Consider the following 18,344-nt stretch of genomic DNA (forward strand, 5'->3'; position numbering starts at 1 on the left):
AAAATATTATTACTATTTTAAATAGAATTATATTAGATGAAGAGCTTCACATAAAAATTTTAAAAGAAATTTATAAAAATGAAATCGATAAATAAATATTTAATTTTTTGTTTTATTAATACTTTAATTATGTTATAATGACCTTAATATTATAATTGTTTATTATACAATATTTCTTAGATATAAAGGAGTTTTAATTATGGGTTTCAAAGATAAAATGAGTAAATACTTTACAGATGCATATATGGAAAAATACGGCGATAGAATGACTAGTACAGCTGGTACTGTTTTATCTATAAAAATAGAAGAAAAGAACATATTAGGAATTATAAGAAAATTAACAGCTCATATTTTAATTAAACCAGATATGGGTAAAGGTGTAGTTAAAACTCAATATAAAGTTAAAAAATGGTTTAAAAAGCCTACTTTTATTGATGTTAAACAAGGACATAAAGTTATTATAATGGGAATTGAAGGTGAAAAAGGTAAGGCTGATTCAGAAGTAATTACTATTTCTAATATTGCTAACTTAACAACTAAAAAAGATCTTCATCCATTTGACCACAGTCAATTAAAAAAGGCAAGACAACAAGCTACAAAAATGAGAGCAAGATAGTAAGTATTTTATGTAGGACTTTAAATTTATTTAAAGTCCTATTTTATTTTTTAAAAAAAGGTTGCTATATAGCAACCTTTTTAGTTATTATAAATTAATTAAATACTACAACTTCTGTTTCTTCAATAGCTTTATTAACTAATTCTTCAATATTTAAAACTTCTTCTGATTTTCTTATCATATCTACTCTTGGTTTAGTCTTTGGATGCTTTGGTACGAATATTGTACAACAATCTTCATATGGTAATATTGATGTTTCATATGTGTCAATTTCTCTAGCTATATCCATGATATCAGTTTTATCCATAGCTATTAAAGGTCTAAATACTGGTCTATCTGCACAATCATTACTTACCATTAAACCTTCCATAGTTTGACTTGCTACTTGACCTATGCTTTCTCCTGTTGCTACAGATTGAATTCCGTACTTTTCAGCTAATGCACAAGCAACTCTCATCATAAATCTTCTCATTATTATAGTTAACTCATCTTCTCTACAGCCATTAATTATAGCCATTTGAATTTCTGTAAAAGGTACTATGTGTAAATTTACCCTTTCTGTATAGTTTGATAATATCTTAGCTAAATCTTTAACCTTATCCTTAGCTCTTTCAGAAGTATATGGATGACTATGATAATATACACAGTGTAATTCAACACCTCTTCTAGCCATTAAATATCCAGCTACTGGAGAATCTATACCACCAGATAACATAAGCATAGTACTACCATTAATTCCATATGGAAGTCCACCAACACCCTTTATCTTATCTTTAGTTGTATATATGTATGCACTTTCTCTTATTTCTATATTTACTAAGCATTCAGGATTTTTAACCTTAACTTCTAATCCATTCATATTGTATACAACAAAAGCTCCAACTTCCTTAGAAGTTTCTAAAGAATTTTTAGGGAAAGCTTTATTAGCTCTATTTGTTTCAATTTTAAAGTTTTTAGGATTAGCTTCTTTAACTTTTCTTAAAGCTTCTTCTTTAATAGCTTGCATATCTCTTGGCACTTCTGTTACTATACAAACTTCTGAAACTCCAAAAACCTTTCTTACTCTCTCAGCTGCTTCTTCTATATTATCAGCCTTTATAAAATATCTACCTTGATCTGATATTAAAGAATATTCTAATCCTTTTAATTTCTTTTTAATATTATCTCTTAATTTTTTTTCAAACTTATTTCTATTTAAGCCCTTTAAAAAAATTTCTGATGCATATTTTACTAATATTAATTTATTCATCTTTTAACTCTCCTTAAAAATGTTAGTGAACTTTTTAGTATTTCTATAACTTTATCTACTTCCTCTTTAGTATTAAATTTAGAAAATGAAAATCTTATAGCACTTTCAACTTCCTTATTATTTAATCCTAAAGCTTTAATAACATAACTTCCTTGTGCTGCACTGGTTCTAGATGTACATGCAGACCCTGTTGCTACATAAATATTACTTTCTTCTAATAAATGAAGTAATACCTCTGCTTTAACTCCAATAAATGAAACATTTAATATATAAGGAGTAAAGTCATCTCTAAATGGACTATTTATTCTTATATTATCTATTTCACCTAATCTATTTATCATATATTCTTTAATTGATTTTACATATTCAAAGCTAGACTTACTACTTTCTAAACTTAACTCTGCAGCCTTATGTAAGCCTATAATACCTGGTACATTGTGAGTACCCCCTCTTACACCACTTTCTTGACTTCCTCCATTAATCAAAGGATTTAAAACTATACCTTTTTTAATAAAAGTAAATCCTACACCCTTAGGTCCATGGATTTTATGTCCAGAAGCTGTTAGCATATCTATATTCATTTTCTTTACATCTATATCTAATTTGCAATAAGATTGTACTGCATCAACATGGAATCTTGCTCTTGAACTCTTCTCTTTAATGATTTTACCTATTTTTTCAATATCCTGAATTGCTCCCATTTCATTATTTACATGCATTATTGTCACTAAAACTGTATCTTTAGAAATAGCATTTTCTAATTCTTCCAGTGATATTTTTCCCTGTTTATCTAATTTTAAATATGTAACACGAACTCCATTCTTTTCAAGCTCTTCATAAGGCATTAAAACTGAATGATGCTCAAAACTTGTAGTAATAATATGATGTCCTGGCTTTGCAAGCCCCTTAACTATTAAATTATTACCTTCACTTCCACCTGAAGTAAAATATATTTCTTCTTTCGATGCATTTATACTTTTTGCTATAAACTCTCTTGCTTCAGTTATTTTCTTCTCAGCTTTTATTCCTATTTTATGGAGAGATGATGGATTACCGAAATATTCCTCCATTGCCTTTGCCGTTTCTTCTATAACTTCTTTATATGGTTTTGTAGTTGCACTATTGTCAAAATAAATTTCCAAAGTTTATCCCTCCCTTTAGTATTTTACAATAGGTTTAAAATTAATATATCAAATTTCTAAAAATAAATAAAGCTATTTCTATTAAATAAAGAGAAAAAGGACTATTAAAAAATAGCCCAATTTTCTTTGCGTGATATAAAATTTATTAAGGATTTTATTCCATAGCTACAAATTCAACCTTCTCTACATCATTAATCTTAGATAATCCATCCATTAATGTAGTTAAATCTCCATTTATAGCTGCTATATTAATAGTTAAACTAACATTAGCCTTTTTATTCATTGGTATACCTTGATTTATAGTAATTATACTACCACCTTCTTCAGAAATATAATTTAATATTCCTGAAAGTACACCCTTGTTATCATTTATCATCATATTTATAGTTACTTTTTGCCCTTGATCAGTTTCTACAAGTTCAAATACAGTATCTTTATATTTATAATATACACTTCTACTTATATTAACTGTTTTAGCTGCTTCAGTAATATCCTTAACTTTCCCTTCTTTAAGGAGCCTCTTAGCATCAACTACCTTCTCATAAACATCAGGCAAAGCTCTTTTGTCTACAATCAAAAAATTACCTTTCATTAGTATCACCTTTATATGATTTAGCCCCCAATTTATCTAAAGAAAGTTCTTTTACATCCCAATTTATATGTTCATTTTCTAAAAAAACTTTAATGTTTTTTATTATTTCATTATCGTCCTTCTTTATAATAGCCATTATTGTAGGTCCTGCTCCACTTAAAAAACAACTTAAAGCCCCAAGAGATATACATTTATTATATACTAAATTATAATTTTTTATTAAAGGGCTTCTATAATTTTCATGCAGTGCATCCTTACAAGCATATTTTAGAAGATCATATCTGCCATTTGAAAAAGCGGATATCATTAATGATACTCTGCTTACATTATAAATTGCATCTTTAAAATTCACTTCTTTTGGTAATACTCCCCTTGCTAAAGAAGTAGATAATTCAAATTCAGGAATTATTGCAACAAACTTAATTCCTTCTTTTACTTTTATTTCATTATATATAACATCATCTTCTTCCATCACAGATACAACCATCCCACCAAAAAAGGCCGGTGCTATATTATCTGGATGGCCTTCAATTTCAACTCCAATTTTAAAAAGTTCTTCAGTACTTAATATATTCCCCATAATATAATCTGCACCTAAAAGCCCTGCAACTATACATGTAGAGCTAGAACCAAGACCTCTTGATATTGGAATATTTTCTTCAACTAACCTTATACTTAAACCTTTTGGCTTATAGTTATACTTATTAAAACAAATCATCATAGTTTTATATACAATATTATTTTCATTAGAGAATTCTTTTTTAAATCCACTAAACAGAACCCCTTCATCCTCTTCTGAAAACTCAAATATATTATATAAATTAAAAGCTATTCCTAAGGTATCGAATCCTGGTCCCATATTCGCTGATGTTGCTGGAACTTTAACTCTAATCATTTTTTACACCTATAAAGTCTAATAGCGATTTTTTTAGTTCGTTAATTTCACATTTATTCTTATGAATTACATTCTTATTCTTAAGTCCCTTTAAATTATCAGGAACACTTACCTTTGTATACTCATATAGCTTATCAATAATATCAAAATCATCAATATTTCCAAAGTCTAATTCTAAAGCCTTTGTAACACTTCTTGGAAACTTATATGGATTTGCAGTTGAAGCAATTAAATAAGGTGTTTCATCCTTAGTTTCACTTATATATTTATTTAATGCAGCATAAGCTACTGCTGTATGTGTATCTATTAAATAGCCCTCTTTATTATACATATCACTTATTGCTTTATATACATCTTCTTTTGTAGCATAATTTCCATAAAAATCTTTTAGCCCATCTTTAATATTTTTATTTACTTTATATATGCCATTTTTACTTAACTCTTCCATTAATCTTTTTATTTCGTTACAATCCCTACCACTTGCTTCAAATAATAACCTTTCTAAATTAGAAGAAATTAATATATCCATAGAAGGTGACTCTGTTAATATAAGTTCTCTTCTTTTATCATATATTCCCTCATTAAAAAAATCAGAAAGGACGTTATTTTCATTAGACGCACATATAAACCTTGCAATAGGAAGCCCCATTTCCCTTGCATAATATGAAGCAAGTATATTCCCAAAATTACCTGTAGGAACTACTACATTTATTTTATTCCCAAATTTTATTTTTTGCTTATTTACTAATTGAAGGTAACCATAAAAATAGTAAACTATCTGTGGTATTAACCTTCCAATATTAATAGAGTTTGCTGAAGAAAGTAATATTTTACTTTTAATTAAATCTTCTTTAAACTCATTATCCCCAAAAATTTCTTTTACTCCTTTTTGAGCATCGTCAAAATTACCCCTAATTCCAACCACTCTCAAATTATTTCCTTCTTGAGTTACCATTTGCATTTCTTGAACAGAGCTTACTCCACTCATTGGATAATATACCATTACTTTAAATCCTTCTATATTACTAAATCCTTCTAATGCTGCTTTTCCTGTATCCCCTGATGTAGCAGTTAAAATAACTATATCTCCATCTACATTAAGCTTTTCCTTAGATAACTTCATAATATGTGGAAGAAATAATAATGCTGCATCTTTAAAAGCTGAAGTTGGCCCATGATATAACTCTAAGAAATTATTTTTCAGCTCTACATTAAATCTATCTTTATAAGCTTCATTTATAGCCAATTTAATTTCATCATCATTAAAATCTGTAAAATATTCCTTTATAACCTTAAATGCAATTTCTTCATAAGTTAAGCTTGTCTTATTCTTTAATTTTTCAAATATACTTGGAAAACTTGTTGGAACATATAATCCCCCGTCTTTTGCTATTCCATTTATAATTGCCTTAGAAGAAGATATATTTTTTTCTCCTCCTCTAGTACTAATAAACCTCATAAAACCACCCCAAACTTTGGTTTATTATCTTTTTATTTATATTACCATGTTTTTCATTTGTGTACAAGTGTTTCCTAATAAAACACAAATATTTTTTTCAAAAATAAATGAGCTATCTACAGATAGCTCATTTACGAATTAACTTTTAGTTTTTATAAATAAATATATACTATTTATAAAGAATATTACTCCAGAATAAAATAATACAATTCCCCATTGTCCTATATTTAATGGAACAGTATTAAATACATTTGCTAAAAATGGAATATATAAAATTGAACATACCATTATAATAGAAACTAAAACAGCTGCAACTAAATATGGATTAGTAAATACTTTAATTTCAAATATTGAATGTCTTTCCGATCTACATTCAAAAACATGTAAAAGCTGAGACATAACTAATGTAATTAAAGCAAGGGTTCTACATGTAGCTAAATCCATACCATAAAGTCTTCCTGTCATAAATGCCATTAAAGTACAAATTCCAATTAAACATCCTCTTATTACTATTTTAGACCATAACCCTCTAGCAAAGATACTTTCACCTTTTTCTCTTGGCTTATGCATCATTATATCTTTATCTGGTGGATCTACTCCAAGTGCAATTGCAGGAAGCCCATCAGTAGCTAGGTTAACAAATAATATTTGGATTGGTGTCAATGGATTTGGTAAGTAAAAAATTGATGCTAAAAACATCGTTAATACTTCTCCTAAATTACAAGATAACAAATATCTTATAAATTTTCTAATGTTATCATATATTATTCTACCTTCTTCTACTGCAGAAACTATAGTTGCAAAATTATCATCCATAAGCACCATAGATGCTGCTTCTTTAGTTACATCTGTTCCAGATATTCCCATTGCAATTCCAATATCAGCTTCTTTTATTGCTGGAGCATCATTAACTCCATCACCTGTCATTGCAACTATATTATTTTGCTTTTTAAAAGCCTTAACTATTCTAAGCTTATGATGAGGTGAAACTCTTGCAAAAACTCTAACATCTTTTACTTTTTTAAATAACTCTTCATCGCTCATTTTTTCTATTTCTTCACCTGTTACAGCTTGATCTTCCGTATTACATATATTTATTGACTTTGCTATTGCAAGTGCTGTATTTTTATGATCTCCTGTAATCATAACTGGTTGAATACCAGCTAATTTACATTTTAAAACAGCATCTCTAACTTCTAACCTTGGTGGGTCTATACTTCCTGCAACTCCTATAAAAATTAAATTATTTTCTAAATTATCATTTTTAACTAATTCATTTTCCTTATAAGCTGCCGCTATACACCTTAAAGCTCTATTAGACATAGATTCTATATAGGATGCTACTTGCCTTCTTTTTTGTGATGTTAATGGCTTTACTGTTCCATTTTCTAATATATGTGTACATTTATCTATTACTCTTTCTGGAGCACCTTTTACATAACATACTTCTTTAGTTCCTTCTCTAACTATTACACTCATCATTTTTCTATTAGAATCAAAAGGATTATCAAAAACTCTACTTGCATTTGAAACAAAAGCTTTTAGTAAATTTGTTTCATTAAAAAATGCTTTTACTAAAGCTGTTTCAGTTGGATCTCCATGTAAAGCCTTATCTATGTTTTTAACTTTAAAATCATAATTACAATCATTACAATAAATGAATGCCTTCATTAAAACTGAATGATTTTTTAATTCATCCTTATCTAAATCATATGTTCTACCATTTAGATATATTTCTTTTACAGTCATTTTGTTTTGTGTTAACGTTCCTGTCTTATCAGAACAAATTACTGATGTACATCCAAGTGTTTCTACTGCTGGTAATTTTCTAACTAAAGCATTCTTTTTAAGCATTCTAGAAACACCAAGTGCAAGTGCAACTGTTACTATAGCTGCTAAACCTTCTGGTATTGCTGCTACTGCTAAAGATACTCCAAGCAAAAACATTTCTGTAATTTCATTTCCTCTAAGTATTCCTAATACTGTTACAACACCACATATAACTAAACATAATACAACTAAAATTTTTCCTAATGAATCTAATCTTTCTCTTAATGGTGATTTTTCTTCCTCAATATTATCTAAAAGATTTGCTATTTTACCCATTTCTGTATTCATTCCAATTCCATTAATAAGTAAAATTCCTCTTCCCTTTAGTATTGTAGTTCCCATATATCCTTGGTTTTTTCCCTTTTTAGAATCTTTAAATACTCCAACTGATTCACCAGTTAAAAGAGATTCATCTACCATTACTCCAGATGCTTCAATAAATGTACCATCAGCCGGTATTCTATCTCCTGCTTCTAAAATAACTAAATCACCCATAGTAATTTCTATAGAGTTTATAACCTTTAAAACATCATCTCTAATAACTTTACAAGTTGGTGCAGCAAGTTCCTTTAATGCTTCAAGGGATTTTTCTGTTCTATACTCCTGAACAAAGCCCATAATAGCATTAACAATTACTATAATAAGTATTGTTATAGCATCTGCCATATCTCCCATTAATCCTGATATAATAGTAGCTGCTATTAATACCCAAACTATAAAATCATTAAACTGAGCTAAAAATATTATTATAGGTGATGCTTTCTTCTTATGGGATATTTCATTTAATCCATAGTGCTTTTGCCTTTTCTCTGCTTCTTTTGTAGTTAGTCCTCTAGATATTTCTCGTTCCTGTATCACCGGTTGTCCTCCTTATAATAGTTTCTATATATTATATTTAGTAAATTTAAAGATATGATGTTTTTAAAAACTTTAAGCACTTTTTATTTAACGAGAAATATTTACATCGTTTATATATACAAATTTCTACATATACTTTTACTAGATATCTTTACAAATTAAAAATATACCTATAGAATATGTATAGATAAATAAACTAAGGAGGGTAATAAATTGAAAGATGTAGTATATGTAACTGGTCATAAAAATCCAGATTCAGACTCAATATGTGCAGCATATGCATATGCTGAATTTAAAAATAAGACAGGCAATCTACCAGCTATTCCAGTTAGACTTGGAAATGTTAATAGAGAAACTCAATATATTCTTGATTATTTTGGAGTTAATGCTCCTGAACTATTAAAAACAGTAAAATTAAAGGTGGAAGATTTAGATTTTGATAAAATCACACCAGTTTCTCCTGAAATATCATTAAAGATGGCATGGACAATAATGAGAAATAAAAATATTAAAACTCTTCCTGTTGCAGATGAAAATAATCATCTTTTAGGAGTTTTAGCTATTTCAAACTTAACATCTTGCTATATGGATATTTGGGATAGTAATATTTTAGCAAAAAGTAATACTACTTTTAGTAACATAGTAGATACTTTATCTGCAAAAGAAGTTTATACAAATCCTGAAACTAATCACTTCCCTGGTAAAATAGTTGTTAGTGCTATGAAACCAGAAAGCATGAAGGATCATATAGAAGCAGGTGATATAGTAATCGTTGGTGATAGAGAAGAAGTTCAAGATGCTTTATTAGACTTAAATATTTCACTTATGATTATAACTGGAGCTCATGTTCCAACAGCTGCTATACTTGAAAAAGCTAAGAAAGCTAATATAAGTGTAATTAGTACACCTCACGATTCATTTACAACTTCAAGACTTATACTTCAAAGTATACCTGTTGGATATGTAATGATAAAAGATAAATTAGTTACTTTTTCAACTGAAGATTTAGTAGATGATGTTAAACCAGTAATGATTGAAACTAGATATAGAAGCTATCCAGTTATTGATGCAAATGGTAAAGTAGTTGGAGCTATGTCAAGATATCACTTAATATCAAACTATAGAAAGAAAATAATTCAAGTAGACCATAACGAAAGAGGACAATCAGTAGATGGATTAGAAGATGCTGATATCTTAGAAATAATCGATCACCACAGAGTTGCTGATATTCAAACAAATGGTCCACTATACTTTAGAAGTGAACCAATAGGAAGTACTTCTACTATAGTAGGAAAATGCTTCTTTGAAAATGGAATAAGACCTTCTAAACAAGCTGCTGGTCTTCTATGTGGAGCTATAATTTCCGATACATTATTATTTAGAAGTCCAACTTGCACTCCTGTAGATAAGCAAATATGCCTACAACTTGCTGAAATTGCTGGAATAAATGTAGAAGAATTTGCTAAGGAAATGTTTAAAGCAGGTACTTCACTTAAGGGAAAAACTGTTGAGGAAATCTTCAATCAAGACTTTAAACCATTTGCAATAGGCGATACTAAAGTAGGTATAGCACAAGTAAATACTATGGACATAGAAGGATTTATGCCATTAAAAGACGAAATGCTTGCTTACATGAATGCTAAAGCTAAACAAGATGGTTTAGATATGACTTTACTATTATTAACTGATATTCTTAATGAAGGATCTCAAATATTAGTAGCTGGAGACAAACCAGAAATAGCTGAAAAAGCATTTAAAGTAACTTTAACTGACAATACTGCATTCTTAGATGGTGTACTATCAAGAAAGAAACAAGTAGTTCCACCAATAACAGAAGCAATAAACTCATAAAAAAAGCTGTCTTAGGACAGCTTTTTTAATGTAAAATGAATAATGTAGAATGTAGAATTATTGATGTAATTTCTACGAAATTACTATAAATATACATTTTAAAAAACTCCCGCAGGAGTTTTTTCATTAATTTTACACTCTTAATTCTTCACTCTTAATTTCCTACCTGCTTCTCATATTGTTTATCATTCCCCACATTTCATCTGCTGTTGAAATCCCTCTTGAGCTTAATTGAAATGCTCTTTGAGTAATTATCATATCTGCAAATTCCGTAGCAATATCTACATTAGATCCTTCTAAAACTCCTTGATATAAATCAAAATCATTAGTTCTTTCCACTTGAACTCCTTCTGATGGAGTAAATAAATTATCTCCTATAGATACAAAAGCTCTATCTCCAACAGCATTGTATACAGGAATTTCTGCAACTTTAGTAAAGTTTCCTCCATCTTTAATATAAATATCACCTTTTTTATCAACTAAAAAGTTATTTTTATTAAATGTAACATTATTTTCAGAATATCCATTTAAATAGTCTAATTCTAGTTTATTCCCTCTACTATCTACAAGTGTTCCCATTGAATCTATATTAAAGGATCCATCTCTTGTATATAATTCACTTCCATCTGATGAAATTACTTTAAAGTATCCATTTCCATCAATTGAAAAATCTGTACTTAACAATGTTTCTTGTAGGTTTCCTTGTGAGTTATCTCTATACCATTCTGATGTTTTAGTTCCTGTTCCTATAATAGAATCTTTATTATTTATAGGATTTCCAAGTCTATCTAATGATTCAGATAAAAGATCTTTAAATCCAACTTCTATTTTCTTATACCCCATAGTATTAGCATTAGAAATATTATTAGATATTGCATCTAATTTATCTTGATTTGCATTCATTCCACTCTTAGCAGTCCATAAAGTTCTTAACATAAATTCTCCTCCTACTATTTAACTGATCCAATTTCATTAGCAGCTTTTCCTAAAGTTTCATCAAGAGTTTGAATTATTTTTTGATTAGTTTCAAAGCTTCTCATAGTTGTAATCATATTAACCATTTCATTAGTTATATTCACATTTGAACTTTCTAAAGCACCTTGAGTAACAGAAACTTCTGCATTAAAAATAGGACTCTCTCCTTTATAATAATTATCTCCCATTTTTTCTAATGAATTATAATCTACAAAATCTGCAGTTGCTAAAGTATGTGTAGCTCTATTTCCAATAAATATATTATTATTTGTATCTAAAACAATTCCATCTCCACCAACAAATATTGATTCTAATGTTCCTGTATTTTTATTAATTCCAAGTACTCTATCGCCACTACTAGTCATAAGATATCCATCATTTCCAATTTTAAAACTTCCATCTCTAGTATAAACTACTTCACTTCCATTATTAGTTTGTTTTTCAATAGCAAAAAAACCTCTTCCTTGAATTGCAAAGTCAGTACTTTTTTCTGTATTTTTTAATACACCTTGAGTAAATGCTGTATCTACAGTATCTATTTTAGCTCCTAAACTTAAACTACCTAACTTTTGTGTTACATTTTTACCATTCATAACTTTATCTTTATTTTGAAGAATAACTTCATCAAAACTTTTTATAGATAAATTATCACTTTTAAAACCTGTAGTATTAGCATTAGACATATTATTAGTTATGGTAGCTTGTCTATTTTCTAAAGTTATTAGTCCTGATACAGCTGTATATAAACTTCTAATCACTTATCTCATCCCCTTTAAACAATACTTTGCATTCATCATCATAATGCATTCCTAAGCCTCTTGCTTTTTCTTCTATTTTATCATTAGATATTTCCTTATTATAACTATATCCAAACATAAATATGGAAGTTAAGACCATTCCTATACCTATTCCCATAAGTATTTTTCTATCAGTGAAGAAATTTAATAAATCTATTATCTTTTTAATAAACTTTTTATTAATAATACTTCCCCCTTACCTATATTTAGTTTTTCGCATATTTCATTATCAGTTAATCCTTTATCTAAAAGAAGCTTAACTTTTTTTTGCTTTTCACTTTGAAAATTTTCTTTTTTATTACTTTCAATTTTATTTGAAAAATCTATTTCTGATATAATATCTTTATCTAAATTACTCTCATTCTTATCATTTTTATTGTAGTTTTTTATTTCTAATTTATTAGAACTATTTATAGATAGTTTTAATTCTTCTATTTCTCTTTGTAACTCTAACACTGTTTCAGCAATATCTTTTCTTATTTTTAAAATTTCAATATCATAATCTTTATTATTATTTTCTTCTTCTCTAGCTAATATTTTTTCAAAAGATTTATCCTCTTTTTTTATAGCCTTTAAATTTAAAAATATCAAAATAATTCCTATAACAATTATTAATAAAGGAAGCATAAAAATCCCTCTTTTTTATATATATTTAATTTTTTGCATCATAGCTCTTAAATTTCTAATTGCTCTACTATGAAGCTGACAAACTCTCGACTCTGATACTTCTAAAACTTGTCCAATTTCTTTCAATGTTAATCTTTCATAATAGTAAAGCTTTAATATTAATTTATCTTTTTCTTTAAGCATATCTATAGCTTTTGATAAAATTTCAAGTTTTTCTTTATCTTCTAATGAAGATTCTGGAGATATAGATTCCCTATCTTCTAAAGTTTCCATTATTGTTATATCATCATCATCAGAATAAACTACAGATTCTAAAGATATCATAGACATATAATTAATACTATTTTCAATTTTTGAAACCTCTTCTTCTGAAATATTTAAATCTATTGCAATTTCCTTCAATGAAGGTTCTCTCATTAGCTTATTTTGTAATTTCTCTACAGATTCATTGTATTTTGCTAGCTTATCCATTGCACCTTTAGATATTGGTCTATTTTTTCTTATTTCATCTATCATAGAACCCTTTATTCTTAGGGTTGCATAAGAAGAAAACTTCATTCCCTTACTAGAGTCATATCTATTTATTGCATCTAAAAGTCCAACAATCCCATAACCTACCAAATCTTCATATTCAATATACTTCATTTTTCCTATCATTATTCTAGAGGCTAAGTATTTAACTAATGGTATATATTTTTCTACTAATTTCTCTTTATGAATCATAGGACTTTTATGTTCCATACTTAAAAACCTCCCTTAAACAAGTTCTCTTTGCTTACGCATAATTTTAAAAACTGTCCTTATTATTTTTTCTCTAGTAGAATTATTAATATCCACAAATGTAATTCCACATATAAATCTTTTATCTTCAGTTTTTTCTACTCTTATTATTTTCCCTTTTATAACTATCTTTTCATCTTCATACTTTAAATTTGCAATAATAAATTCATCTTTTTCTAATTTTTCTTTAGTTTTAACCTTCATTCCACCACCACTCAAATCTAAAAGTAGTGCATTCTCATACTCTTCTTCTCTTTTAATTTCTTTTTTAAAATCACTTTCTTTTATATAATTAATAATTTGAATTAAACTTACTCTAACATAATCTCTTCTTTGAACTTTTTTAATATCATACGGCTTTGTAAGTTTGTAAAAAGGTATACCTTTTTCAGTATATCTATCTATCACTTTAGTTTTATAATTAAAAACATTTCCTTTTTCATCATAAAATATTTGCTCAATTTCTATATCCTTATTTAAAGTTAAGTAAATTCCATCTCTTACAGGAATACTTATTAAAATTTCCATATTATCAATATCTTGAATAGTTGCCTTATATATATTTTCCTCCCACAAAACATCTATCTTAGAATTTATCGTCAATTCCATAATTGCTCTCCCCTTTATGAAAAAATACTAAATAATTTCTTAAATAATCCTTCTGCTCCACCCCCTAGCTTTTCTCTTTTACTATCTATTAAACTTTTAGTTATATCTTCTATGCATTTAGAAGCATCACATTTAGGATATCCTATAATAAATGGTAGTTGATTTCTAACGGACATAACTAACTTTCTATCCTCATATACCTGTCCTAAAAAAATTACATCTAAAGATAAAAATTTATTAACTGCACTTTTAAATTTAAGAAAAGTTTTTTCACCTTCATTTTTATCTAATGCTTTATTTACTATAATATTTGCTTTATTCTTTATTTTGAAATGATTTACTGCCTTTAATAGGCTATATCCATCAGTTAAAGATGTTGGTTCTGGCGTAGTTATTAGTATTACCTCATCAGAACATGCAATAAAAGCTAACACACTTCTACTTATTCCCGCTCCTGTATCAATAAATATATAATCAAAACCTTCTAGCATTTCAATTTTTCGTAGGAATAAATCTCTTTGATTTTGTTGTAAATCTTCTATATTATTAAGACCGCTTCCACCAGGTAATAACTTAACCCCTTCAGGTCCCTCAACTATTACGTCTTCTATTAGCAATCTACCATTAACTAAATCTAATACATTGTGCTTTGGATAAATTCCCATTAAAACATCATCATTTCCCATGCCAATATCTGCATCAAAAATTAAAACTTTCTTTCCCTTTTTAACTAAATTAATAGCTAAATTAACTACTATATTACTTTTCCCTACTCCACCTTTTCCTGAGGTAATTGTTATTATTCTTGCTTTATTATGATTTTCAAAAAGCATTTCTCCATTTGCTAATTTTCTTAAACTCTCAGCTTGATCTAACATATTGTATCCTCCCCAAGAATTAATTTACAAACTTCATTTACTGAAGGTGTCCTTATATCTTCTGGAACATTTTGCCCTGTAGTTATATAAGCTATTTCTTTATTAGACTTTTTAATAATATTATAGATACATCCATAGGAAGTTGTTTCATCTAATTTAGTTATTATTATATTTTCATAGTTAACTTCACTATATCCTCTTAAAATTGTTTCTATATCCCTATTTTTAGTTGTTCCACTTATAACTAAAGAAATATTATCTGCATTTATCTTTTTAATAAATGCTCTAAGCTCAGATATTTGCATTGTATTTTTACTACTTCTCCCTGTTGTATCTATTAATACAACATCGCAATCTTCAAGTTCTTTTATAGCTTCTTCCATTTCTTTTAATGTAATTACTACTTTAAATGGAATATTCATAATTTCTGCATAGGTTTTTAATTGCTCTACAGCTCCAATCCTATAAGTATCTATAGTTATAAGTCCAACCTTCTTCTTTTCAATTAAAGCAAGTCTTCCTGCTAGCTTTGCAATTGTAGTAGTTTTACCTACTCCAGTTGGCCCTATTAGTGCAATTTTTCCCCTTAAATCCTGACTTGAAACCTTAATATCTTTTACTAGTAATTTCCTAAAACTCTCCTTGAATTTATCTATATTATCATAATCCTCTAAATCTAACTCTTCTATTACAGATTCCTCTATATCAATTTCATTTAAATAATCTTTTATTAAATTATCTTCTTTTTCTTTATTTGTATTTTGTATCACCTTATTTAATAATTGCTTTATTTCTTTAACTTCTTCCTTTAATTTATCTTCTTCTTTATCTATCTTATTTTCATCTTTAGTAATAATTTTGTTTATATTGTTTAATGATTCCTTAAAACTATCAATATTTTCCTCTTTTTCATAATTAATAGTCTTATTTTTTCTATCTAATTTATTATTTTCTAATGCTGCTGTAACTTCCATTAATTTAGGTTTAAAATACCCTTTTACACCCGCTTCTCTTATTTTTCTTTGGCTTATTATAATAGCATCTTTACCTAATTCATATCTTATTCTTGTTAAAGCCTCATTCATATTTTTAACTATGTATTTTTTAATAACCATTATAGTGATACAACTCCTTCTGTCCTTATTTCCACATCATTAGGAATTTCATTTAAAGATATAATCATAATATGTGGAAAGACCATTTCTATTAGCTTTCTAAATACTGGTCTAATATTTGGAGATACTAATATAACTGGTTGATTATTATAAAAATAAACTCTATCTATAGTATCTCTTATACAATTAAATATCTTAGTAGTTGTATCTGGATCAACTGCTGGGAATGAGCCTTGAATAGATTTTTGTGTATTTGCTGCAATTATTTCTTCTATTTGAGGTGATAATGTTACAACCGTAATACTTCTATCTTCATTTATTATTTGATTGCATATTGTTCTTGCTAATGAAAATCTAACATATTCTGTTAAAAGTTCTAAATCCTTAGTTAATCTAGAATTATCAGCTAAAGATTCCATTATAGTAACCATATCTTTTATTGGAACCTTTTCCTTTAAAAGATTCTGTAATACCTTTTGTAGTTCTCCTATAGTCATAAGATCTGGTATTAACTCTTCAACTACTGCACTATACTTTTCTTTAGTATTTTCAACTATCATCTTAACTTCTTGTCTACCAAGTAATTCATACGAATGAGATTTTATAGCTTCCGTTAAATGTGTAACCATAACAGTTGTTGGATCAACTACTGTTAATCCTTTTATTTCAGCTTCTTCTCTTTGATCCTTATTAATCCATACAGCTGGTAATTTAAATGTAGGCTCTATGGTTCTAATACCTGCTATTTGAGAATTATCTCCTGTTGGATCCATACAAAGTAGCATATTTGCCATAAGCTCTGCTGAAGCTATTACTGTCCCTCTAATCTTTATTACATACTCATTTGTTTTTAATTGTAAATTATCTCTTATCCTAATAGGCTGAACAACTATCCCCATTTCAATAGCACATTGTCTTCTTACTGATGCTATTCTTTGTAGTAAATCTCCACCTGTAGATTCATCTGCTAAAGGAATAAGACCATAACCTATTTCTACTTCCATTGGTTCTACAGAAATTAAATTCATTACATTTTCTGGCTCTTTTCTTTCTGACTCAGTATACTCTTCTTCAACTCTTGCAATTTCTTCTTCTTGACTTTTTTGTTCTTCCTTAATTAGCATATAAGTAGAAACGGATCCTGTTACTGCTGCTAATAAGAATGGAAACATTGGCATACTTGGAATTAAAGCTAAAAAAAACATAACTGCTGAAACTATTCCAAGAGCAACTGGAAATGCTGTAAGTTGCTTACTAAAGGTTGTACCAAAATTATCTCTGCTTCCAGATCTTGTTACCAATATACCTGATGCTGTTGATATTAATAAAGCTGGAATTTGGCTAACTAGTCCATCACCTATTGTAAGCTTAGTATAAGTTGCACCTGCCTGTAAAAAATCCATGCCTCCCATTACACCAATAATAATACCTGCAATTATATTTATAATTGTAATTATTATGCCTGCTATAGCATCACCTTTAACGAATTTAGATGCACCATCCATAGATCCATAAAAGTCTGCTTCAGCTTGTAAATCTTCTCTTCTTTTCCTTGCTGTCATTTCATCTATAATACCTGCATTTAAATCAGCATCTATACTCATTTGTTTTCCTGGCATAGCATCTAAAGTAAATCTTGCTGAAACTTCTGATACTCTACCTGCACCATTAGTAATAACTACAAATTGAATTATTATAATTATTAAAAATATTATTATACCAACTACATAATTTCCACCTATAACAAACTCACCAAAGGCTTCAATTATTTTTCCTGCACTTCCTTCACTTAATATAAGTCTTGTTGATGAAATATTAAGTCCTAATCTAAGTAATGTAGTTACAAGTAATAATGTTGGGAAAACTGATAATTGTAAAACATTAGTTGTAAACATTGTAATCATTATAATTACAGCTGACAATGTAATATTAAAAGCTAATAAAATATCTAAAACAGTTGCTGGAAGAGGTATTATTATCATAAGAACTATCCCTAATACCCCAAAGGCCACCAATATATCTGTATTATTTTTTAAATTAAATTTATTATTTTCAAGCAACCTTATCCCAT

General features: G+C 28.0%; 17 protein-coding genes. 2 read left to right on the plus strand and 15 right to left on the minus strand.

Annotated features, from left to right (window positions below; all coding sequences use genetic code 11):
- Nucleotides 1–199 precede the first annotated feature (199 nt).
- Entirely contained in the window at nt 200–616 is a 417-nt protein-coding gene (locus H9660_RS09065; RefSeq protein ID WP_191750058.1) for a hypothetical protein, read from the plus strand.
- A gap of 94 nt (nt 617–710) precedes the next feature.
- Here H9660_RS09065 and thiI read toward each other — a convergent pair whose 3' ends face one another.
- From thiI to H9660_RS09095, 6 genes are all read right to left on the minus strand, one after another.
- Entirely contained in the window at nt 711–1,865 is a 1,155-nt protein-coding gene (thiI, locus tag H9660_RS09070; protein ID WP_191750059.1) for a tRNA uracil 4-sulfurtransferase ThiI, read from the minus strand.
- Nucleotides 1,862–3,007, minus strand: a complete 1,146-nt coding sequence (locus tag H9660_RS09075) for a cysteine desulfurase family protein (RefSeq protein ID WP_191750060.1) — start codon at nt 3,005–3,007, stop codon at nt 1,862–1,864. Before H9660_RS09075 ends, thiI begins: the two co-directional genes overlap by 4 nt.
- A gap of 154 nt (nt 3,008–3,161) precedes the next feature.
- A complete protein-coding gene (locus H9660_RS09080; RefSeq protein ID WP_191750061.1) occupies nt 3,162–3,599 on the minus strand; it encodes an ACT domain-containing protein in 438 nt (145 codons plus the stop codon).
- Nucleotides 3,589–4,494: a homoserine kinase gene (gene thrB, locus H9660_RS09085; RefSeq protein ID WP_191750062.1), complete on the minus strand. Its 906-nt coding sequence runs from the start codon at nt 4,492–4,494 to the stop codon at nt 3,589–3,591. Before thrB ends, H9660_RS09080 begins: the two co-directional genes overlap by 11 nt.
- Complete coding sequence (gene thrC / locus H9660_RS09090; RefSeq protein WP_191750063.1) at nt 4,487–5,953, minus strand: threonine synthase; 1,467 nt, start codon at nt 5,951–5,953, stop codon at nt 4,487–4,489. The genes thrB and thrC overlap by 8 nt, the downstream gene beginning before the upstream one ends.
- A 138-nt stretch (nt 5,954–6,091) precedes the next feature.
- Nucleotides 6,092–8,641, minus strand: a complete 2,550-nt coding sequence (locus tag H9660_RS09095; protein WP_191750064.1) for a calcium-translocating P-type ATPase, SERCA-type — start codon at nt 8,639–8,641, stop codon at nt 6,092–6,094.
- A gap of 213 nt (nt 8,642–8,854) precedes the next feature.
- On the opposite strand from H9660_RS09095, the gene H9660_RS09100 reads away from it, so the two are divergent.
- A complete protein-coding gene (locus tag H9660_RS09100) occupies nt 8,855–10,492 on the plus strand; it encodes a putative manganese-dependent inorganic diphosphatase (RefSeq protein WP_191750065.1) in 1,638 nt (545 codons plus the stop codon).
- A 162-nt stretch (nt 10,493–10,654) separates the two neighbouring features.
- Here H9660_RS09100 and H9660_RS09105 read toward each other — a convergent pair whose 3' ends face one another.
- The 9 genes from H9660_RS09105 to flhA are packed head-to-tail and all read right to left on the minus strand — an operon-like array spanning nt 10,655 to nt 18,333.
- Nucleotides 10,655–11,428 carry a flagellar hook-basal body complex protein gene (locus H9660_RS09105; RefSeq protein ID WP_191750066.1) on the minus strand — a complete coding sequence of 258 codons (774 nt, stop codon included), beginning with the start codon at nt 11,426–11,428 and terminating at the stop codon, nt 10,655–10,657.
- A gap of 14 nt (nt 11,429–11,442) precedes the next feature.
- Nucleotides 11,443–12,225, minus strand: coding sequence for a flagellar hook-basal body complex protein (locus H9660_RS09110; protein WP_191750067.1), 783 nt, complete (start codon nt 12,223–12,225; stop codon nt 11,443–11,445).
- Nucleotides 12,218–12,382 (minus strand): hypothetical protein, encoded by a 165-nt coding sequence (locus H9660_RS09115; RefSeq protein ID WP_191750068.1) that lies wholly within the window; start codon nt 12,380–12,382, stop codon nt 12,218–12,220. Before H9660_RS09115 ends, H9660_RS09110 begins: the two co-directional genes overlap by 8 nt.
- Before the next feature lie 38 nt (nt 12,383–12,420).
- Nucleotides 12,421–12,891 carry a hypothetical protein gene (locus H9660_RS09120; protein WP_191750069.1) on the minus strand — a complete coding sequence of 157 codons (471 nt, stop codon included), beginning with the start codon at nt 12,889–12,891 and terminating at the stop codon, nt 12,421–12,423.
- A 15-nt stretch (nt 12,892–12,906) separates the two neighbouring features.
- Nucleotides 12,907–13,632, minus strand: a complete 726-nt coding sequence (locus H9660_RS09125) for a FliA/WhiG family RNA polymerase sigma factor (protein ID WP_191750070.1) — start codon at nt 13,630–13,632, stop codon at nt 12,907–12,909.
- A 15-nt stretch (nt 13,633–13,647) separates the two neighbouring features.
- On the minus strand, nt 13,648–14,280 hold the full coding sequence (locus tag H9660_RS09130; protein ID WP_191750071.1) for a flagellar brake protein: 633 nt from the start codon (nt 14,278–14,280) through the stop codon (nt 13,648–13,650).
- A 14-nt stretch (nt 14,281–14,294) separates the two neighbouring features.
- Nucleotides 14,295–15,158 carry a MinD/ParA family protein gene (locus H9660_RS09135; RefSeq protein ID WP_191750072.1) on the minus strand — a complete coding sequence of 288 codons (864 nt, stop codon included), beginning with the start codon at nt 15,156–15,158 and terminating at the stop codon, nt 14,295–14,297.
- Entirely contained in the window at nt 15,152–16,273 is a 1,122-nt protein-coding gene (flhF, locus tag H9660_RS09140) for a flagellar biosynthesis GTPase FlhF (protein ID WP_191750073.1), read from the minus strand. Before flhF ends, H9660_RS09135 begins: the two co-directional genes overlap by 7 nt.
- A complete protein-coding gene (gene flhA / locus H9660_RS09145; protein ID WP_191750074.1) occupies nt 16,273–18,333 on the minus strand; it encodes a flagellar biosynthesis protein FlhA in 2,061 nt (686 codons plus the stop codon). The genes flhF and flhA overlap by 1 nt, the downstream gene beginning before the upstream one ends.
- Nucleotides 18,334–18,344: the final 11 nt, after the last annotated feature.

The sequence above is a fragment of the Clostridium gallinarum genome (assembly GCF_014836325.1).
Taxonomy (GTDB): Bacteria; Bacillota; Clostridia; order Clostridiales; family Clostridiaceae; genus Clostridium; species Clostridium gallinarum.

Bases quoted from the DNA above. Each gene is read 5' to 3' on its own strand.
- H9660_RS09065 (WP_191750058.1), top strand. From the start codon at position 200: ATGGGTTTCAAAGATAAAATGAGTAAATACTTTACAGATGCATATATG.
- thiI (WP_191750059.1), bottom strand. From the start codon at position 1,865: ATGAATAAATTAATATTAGTAAAATATGCATCAGAAATTTTTTTAAAG.
- H9660_RS09080 (WP_191750061.1), bottom strand. From the start codon at position 3,599: ATGAAAGGTAATTTTTTGATTGTAGACAAAAGAGCTTTGCCTGATGTT.
- thrB (WP_191750062.1), bottom strand. From the start codon at position 4,494: ATGATTAGAGTTAAAGTTCCAGCAACATCAGCGAATATGGGACCAGGA.
- thrC (WP_191750063.1), bottom strand. From the start codon at position 5,953: ATGAGGTTTATTAGTACTAGAGGAGGAGAAAAAAATATATCTTCTTCT.
- H9660_RS09105 (WP_191750066.1), bottom strand. From the start codon at position 11,428: ATGTTAAGAACTTTATGGACTGCTAAGAGTGGAATGAATGCAAATCAA.
- H9660_RS09115 (WP_191750068.1), bottom strand. From the start codon at position 12,382: ATGGGAATAGGTATAGGAATGGTCTTAACTTCCATATTTATGTTTGGA.
- H9660_RS09120 (WP_191750069.1), bottom strand. From the start codon at position 12,891: ATGCTTCCTTTATTAATAATTGTTATAGGAATTATTTTGATATTTTTA.
- H9660_RS09125 (WP_191750070.1), bottom strand. From the start codon at position 13,632: ATGGAACATAAAAGTCCTATGATTCATAAAGAGAAATTAGTAGAAAAA.
- H9660_RS09130 (WP_191750071.1), bottom strand. From the start codon at position 14,280: ATGGAATTGACGATAAATTCTAAGATAGATGTTTTGTGGGAGGAAAAT.
- H9660_RS09135 (WP_191750072.1), bottom strand. From the start codon at position 15,158: ATGTTAGATCAAGCTGAGAGTTTAAGAAAATTAGCAAATGGAGAAATG.
- flhF (WP_191750073.1), bottom strand. From the start codon at position 16,273: ATGGTTATTAAAAAATACATAGTTAAAAATATGAATGAGGCTTTAACA.